At 36.3% G+C, this 6,040-nt stretch carries 4 protein-coding genes; 1 reads left to right on the forward strand and 3 read right to left on the reverse strand.

Features of this window, described 5'->3' with window-relative positions; all coding sequences use genetic code 11:
• Positions 1–161: 161 nt before the first annotated feature.
• The 3 genes from HOG71_11285 to HOG71_11295 form a co-directional block, all read right to left on the reverse strand.
• Complete coding sequence (locus tag HOG71_11285; protein MBT5991421.1) at positions 162–518, reverse strand: hypothetical protein; 357 nt, start codon at positions 516–518, stop codon at positions 162–164.
• A gap of 92 nt (positions 519–610) precedes the next feature.
• Positions 611–2,725 (reverse strand): ATP-dependent DNA helicase RecG, encoded by a 2,115-nt coding sequence (gene recG, locus HOG71_11290; protein ID MBT5991422.1) that lies wholly within the window; start codon positions 2,723–2,725, stop codon positions 611–613.
• 43 nt (positions 2,726–2,768) lie between these two features.
• A complete protein-coding gene (locus HOG71_11295) occupies positions 2,769–3,329 on the reverse strand; it encodes a gliding motility lipoprotein GldD (protein ID MBT5991423.1) in 561 nt (186 codons plus the stop codon).
• A gap of 291 nt (positions 3,330–3,620) precedes the next feature.
• Here HOG71_11295 and HOG71_11300 point away from each other — a divergent pair.
• Positions 3,621–6,040, forward strand: a 2,420-nt coding sequence (locus HOG71_11300) for a hypothetical protein (GenBank protein ID MBT5991424.1), incomplete at its 3' end; no start/stop codon positions are given.

Consider the following 6,040-nt stretch of genomic DNA (forward strand, 5'->3'; position numbering starts at 1 on the left):
CTTTTTTACGATATAGCTAATGCTTATCTGGCAACCCCTGATCTCACACACTAGTCAATTACATTTTGAATCTCAACAATGTAATGACCTTTTTCTAATTCTCAACAAAAATAAAAGGGAACCATATTGCTATAGTTCCCTTGCTGTACGTTTTTTTTATATTATTTCGATGATGTCATTTCTCCATCTCGATACTCTTCTACTTTCAAAACTTTCCCTGTTTCATCATAATAGGTCCAGGTTAGGTGTTTTTTATCACCTTTATAATTTCCTTGAATTTTCAACTTACCATTTTCATAATAAAAGAAATAAGGACCATGTTTTTTCATTTTGGTTCCGGTAATAGTCTGATCGCCTGTTGCACTAAATGTTGTTACCTCAACAAATGAATAAACTTCTTTGAGTTTTGTTTTTGCCTCATCATAATACGATTTACTGGTTTCGTCTGAAATGTGCTGGGCAAATCCTACGCTTGAAAGAAATACCATTCCTACTAAAACTAAAAGTAACTTTTTCATGTGTTCTTTTTTCATTATTGGGTTGCAAATTGATTGCCAATATAAAATTCTTTCTTCATTCATACAAGGAATAATCCGTATTCCCTTTGTATTTATGAAATTTTACTCCAATTAAATTTTTGCTGTGCCTGTTCTTTGAGAAATAATTTTAATCCTTGATTTTCAGGATCAATCAATTCGGGATCATTCTCAATAATATGGGAAGCTGCCACACGAGCCGCATTAAGAATTTTGTGATCTGTTGCCAGATTAGCAATCCGAAAGTTCATCAAGCCGCTTTGCTGAGTACCTGCTAAATCGCCAGGCCCACGAATATTCAAATCTACTTCAGCTATTTTAAAGCCATCATTGGTTCTAACCATGGTTTCCAGGCGAGTTCGTGCATCAGTTGTTAATTTATTTCCAGTCATTAAAATACAATAGGATTGATCTCCCCCTCGTCCAACCCGTCCACGCAACTGATGCAATTGCGATAAGCCAAAGCGCTCGGCACTTTCAATAATCATTGCTGTGGCATTAGGAACATCTACCCCTACTTCAATCACAGTAGTTGATACAAGAATATGAAGTTCCCCCTTTTTAAACCGAGCCATCTCTTGCTCTTTGTCTTCCGATTTCATTTTTCCATGCACAATGCCCAACTGATATTCTGGTCGAGGAAAATCCCTGGCAATAACATCATAACCATCCATCAGGTTTTGGTAATCCAGGGTTTCTGACTCCTGAATAAGTGGATAAACAATATAAACTTGCTGACCTTTTTGGATAATTTTCTTCATACTACCTTGAACAGCCAAACGACTCTTTTCAAAATAATGTTTGGTAATAATCTCTTTACGACCGGGCGGTAATTCATCAATGACTGATGTATCTAAATCACCATAAAACGTCATAGCCAATGTTCGCGGAATGGGTGTGGCCGTCATCACCAAAACATGGGGAGGCGTTTTCGATTTAGCCCATAAGCGAGCTCTTTGAGCAACACCAAAACGATGTTGTTCGTCTATTATAGCCAATCCAAGTTTCTTAAAAACAACTTTTTCCTCCAATAAGGCATGTGTACCTATCACAATATGCATGTTTCCAGATCGGAGCTCTTCATCCAGTTTTTTTCGAACAGCTGCTTTTGATGATCCGGTTAACAATCCCACTTGCAATCCAAGTTCTTGTGTTAAGGATTGCATATTCTGAAAATGTTGATTGGCCAAAATTTCTGTTGGAGCAATAATTACCGCCTGATATCCATTATCAATGGCAATGAGCATACTCATCAAAGCAACAATGGTTTTTCCACTTCCTACATCCCCTTGCAGTAATCGGTTCATTTGCCGACCACTTTTCATGTCAATACGAATTTCTTTAATTACTCTTTTCTGTGCATTGGTTAGCTCGAAGGGTAAAATGTTGTGGTAAAAGGTATTAAAATACTCACCAACTGTAGTGAACATAAAGCCTTTATAAGCTTTCCCCCTATTTTGTTTGTATTTAAGCAATTCAAACTGAAGCACAAAGAGTTCTTCGAATTTCAGGCGATTTCTGGCTTTTTCAACCTCCGCTAAATCTTTTGGAAAATGAATTATCTGATAGGCTTCCTTTCTTGAAATCAATTTGAATTTTTTCAAAATTTCTGCAGGAAGTATTTCAGGAATATTCCACGACAAAATGCTTTGCAGTTCAATCTGTAGTTTAAATATTCCTTTGGAATCCAAGCCTTTGGCCACGGCATTTTCACTACTACTATATACAGGTTGAAACTTTACTTTTGCTTTTCTTTCATCACGTTCAGCATAAAGTTCAATTTCGGGATGAACCATATTGTAAATCGAATTAAAACGACTTGGCTTACAAAATACAAGATATTCATAGCCCTCTTTCACAATTTGTTTCATCCATTTTTGCCCCTTAAACCACACGAGCTCTATACTTCCGCTATCATCTTTTAAAGTAGCTATCAAACGTTTACTTTTCCCAGTCCCAATTTCTGAGACCCTGCTCACCACACCTTGAATTTGAATTTGAGCAGCATCTGAATTGATATCAGCAATTTTATAAATCTTACTTCTATCAACATATCGAAATGGAAAGTAGTTAAGCAAATCGTCAAATGTAAACAGCTCAAGATATTTCTTAAGCACGGCAGCCCTGGCCGGACCAACACCTTTCAGATATTCAATTTCAGTTTTTAATATGTGACTTCGATAAACCACTTTAGGATGTCAGAATAATGATTTCAGATATTGGTTTTGAGAATTATTTCCATTCCAGGCTATTGATCATATGTTTGATATCAACCGTCAGGAAATCAATTATTGGATCCATTGAATCTCGGTTTATTTGGCTGTTAAAATACAACGATCCTCTCAAAAAATGTTGTAAAGAATCGGTCACAAAAAACTGCAGAGCCGTTGCAGTACTGCCATCTAACTCATATAATTTACCACTCACTCCTTCCTGATCAGTTAGTATTAAATTTTCTCTGATGGCATCTGCTTTTACGGTATGTTTATAAACCAATTCCCTCGAATCTTTTGTCAGTATAAAAAAATGTTCAAGGTTTTCTACTCTTTTATAACTCAAATGCAATCGGGCATCAAATGGTGTATATACTATATTAAACCAGCATGGTTCCGAGTTTCTGTCTTTGTCGTCTTCTAAAGTTGCATAAATCGGATAATCGAATACAAAGTTGCAGCTGCTATCGTAATGCTGGTAGGCATGTTCAGGATAGTCAATTCTAAAATAAGCAGGTGGCTTGGGTGTATATGTATCCCTGCATGAAGTGATTCCACAAGCAATGATTAGGGAAAACAAAAGAAATTGTATTTTGTAGTTAAACATTTGACAAAAATACTAAAAACCTAAGTTTGGGATTATTATTAGTTTCAACTTCTTTAGTTTTCACATAGGCAGTCTGAATTTTATGAGGGAAAAAGAGATAATTCAATAATTCATAGCCTATTGGTCTGAGCCCGGGATAATAAAAATACTCATTCATCAAGACTAAATTCTTCTCCACAAAGCTTTATCTGTGGGGATTCAAGAGTTTTTACCTAACTTTATATTTTCATAAATGCTTTTCTTTCACATATAAGTATTAATATCATGCATAATTTGCTCAGACTCTTTGTATTATTTACGCTATTTGGACTTTTCACAGTGTCCAAATCAACTGCTGGCAGCAGTATTGGAGGACATATCTCCTGGAATTGTGTGGGGCAGGATAGTTTTATTATCACAGCAACCTATTATCGGGATTGCAACTATACTCCTTTGGTAAATCCTATTGTTGTTGTTAGCTGTTCAACAAGCGGAGATACACTGGCTACACTCAATTTGCCAAGCCCCTCTTATGTAGATGTGACACCCACCTGTGCAACAAGCTGTAACCGATGTTTACCTCCTTACAATTGCACGTTTCCTTATGGTTTTTCAAAATATACAAGCAGTAAATTAGTTGTCCTTTCGAATGCAGGAAGTTGTTGTTCCATCAATTTGAATTTTAATGCCGGACAAAGACCTACAAATATCATTACAACTGGAGCTGCTTACCAGAATTTATTTATGCTTTCGACATTTAACCGCTGCATTGGAGCTGTTAACTCATCACCAACATTTGAAAGCGATCCTGTATTTTTAACATGCATTGGGCAGGATCAAATATACCAAATGGGTGCAAAAGACACAGATAAAGACAGTGCTGGAAATCTTTTGGATTCGCTTTCCTATGAATTAATTCCTTCGCTGACAGGTCCAGCTTCAGCTTTTGTCTATTCAGGTGCATATACCTATAACAAGCCAATCTATTTTTGGGGATTTCCAAACAAAAATTTACCGAAACCTCGAGGATTTCATTTAGATAACTTTACAGGCAATATCTACTACCAGCCAATGAAAATTGAGGGTACCCCCTTGGCTGTAAAAATCAAACAATGGAGACGTATTAATGGTGTTATGACCACTATTGCTGAGCAAAACAGAGAATATACAATTATTGTCATTTCCTGTTCTACTAATTATGTTCCCGAAATATCAGCAAACGTTTTTGAACAAGGTTGTGCAGGCGATACGTTACAATTTACCATTACTACTGACGATAATAACACCAGCGACAGCGTATTTTTACACTTTGACAATAGCATCGCAAATGCTAAATGGACTACTAGCAATCATCAGGAAAAACACCCAACAGGCATACTCAAAATACCTACACATGTTTCGGATAGTGGAAAAACAGGATCATTCTTTATATCGGCTACTGATAATGCTTGTCCTTTGCCCGGCAAGCAGATCAAACAATTCTACTATACAATTAATGGCCCTAATTCAATAGCTCTCCAGTTAAATAAAACTGATTTAGGTTGTGGTAATTTTGAATTAGAACTTAGCCCTTACAATGTCAATTATCAATATGTTTGGAAATCGACACAGCCAAATTCTACAGACATTGCTGGTAGTGGAAAAAAAATACTTGCCAAAATTATTAATCAGGGAAATTATCCTTTTCGGATCGACATCAACAACAGTTGCAAACAAACTTATTTTGATAATTTAGCCGTTAATAGCAGCACTTTGTATCTTGACCTGCCGGAAACACTATTTATGTACGGAATAGATTCCAGTCGTGTGTTACCACAAATTAAGAACATGCATGGTAACTTAACTTTTCAATGGAGCGATTTGGATGTCACCAATCTCAATAAATGGTTTCATTTTAAAGACACAATGGTTCAGGAAAAAGTCTTTTTAAGCATTTCAGATACAACCAACTGTACTCAGCAAGATTCAATAATTATTGTTTATGATAGTTTTATAGTGAATTGTGGTGATGATATCTACAAATGCTCCTATAATAAGGTTACATTAAAAGCAAATTATGAGGTATTGAACCAGTTTTCTTCAGCCAAGTACTTTACATGGTATAAAAAAGGGAATCCTACACCACTTGGATATGGAAATACGTATTCCACTAAAAATACAGGACTATATATTTGTGAAGTTGAATTACATAATGGTCTCAAAAAGAAAGATACCATCGAGTTATTCAATTATCCACTCGTTCATGCTAATGCTGGTAACGACACCCTACTTTGCTCTGACCACGGTTTGTATGAATTAGTTGGAACACCCATAGTTGATAGTTTTTATTGGTCAGGAACTGCTATAAGCGAAGTAGCAGGCAAATATTATTTTGATCCAAGAGATGGCAGTATTACAAATGGCTCTGCCAATCGGGCTGATTATCAGCTTATTGATCAATATGGATGCGCATCATCTGATTATAAATACGTTCGGGTTTATTTTTCTTCGCTGAAACCTACTATTGAAGATGTACCTGAACTATGCGAGAACAGTGGTGTTTACACAATGAAAGCAGATATTAGCCCTGGCTATTGGTCGGGTCCCTCTATAAGTGGAGATTTATTCAACACCAATGTGTCGGGTAGTGGTGTGCACCAAATTCTGTATTGGGTTGGAAACTCTCATTGCAAAAGCTACGACACAACCTACATTACCGTGAAACC

The organism is Bacteroidota bacterium (assembly GCA_018698135.1).
Lineage (GTDB): Bacteria > Bacteroidota > Bacteroidia > CAILMK01 > JAAYUY01 > JABINZ01.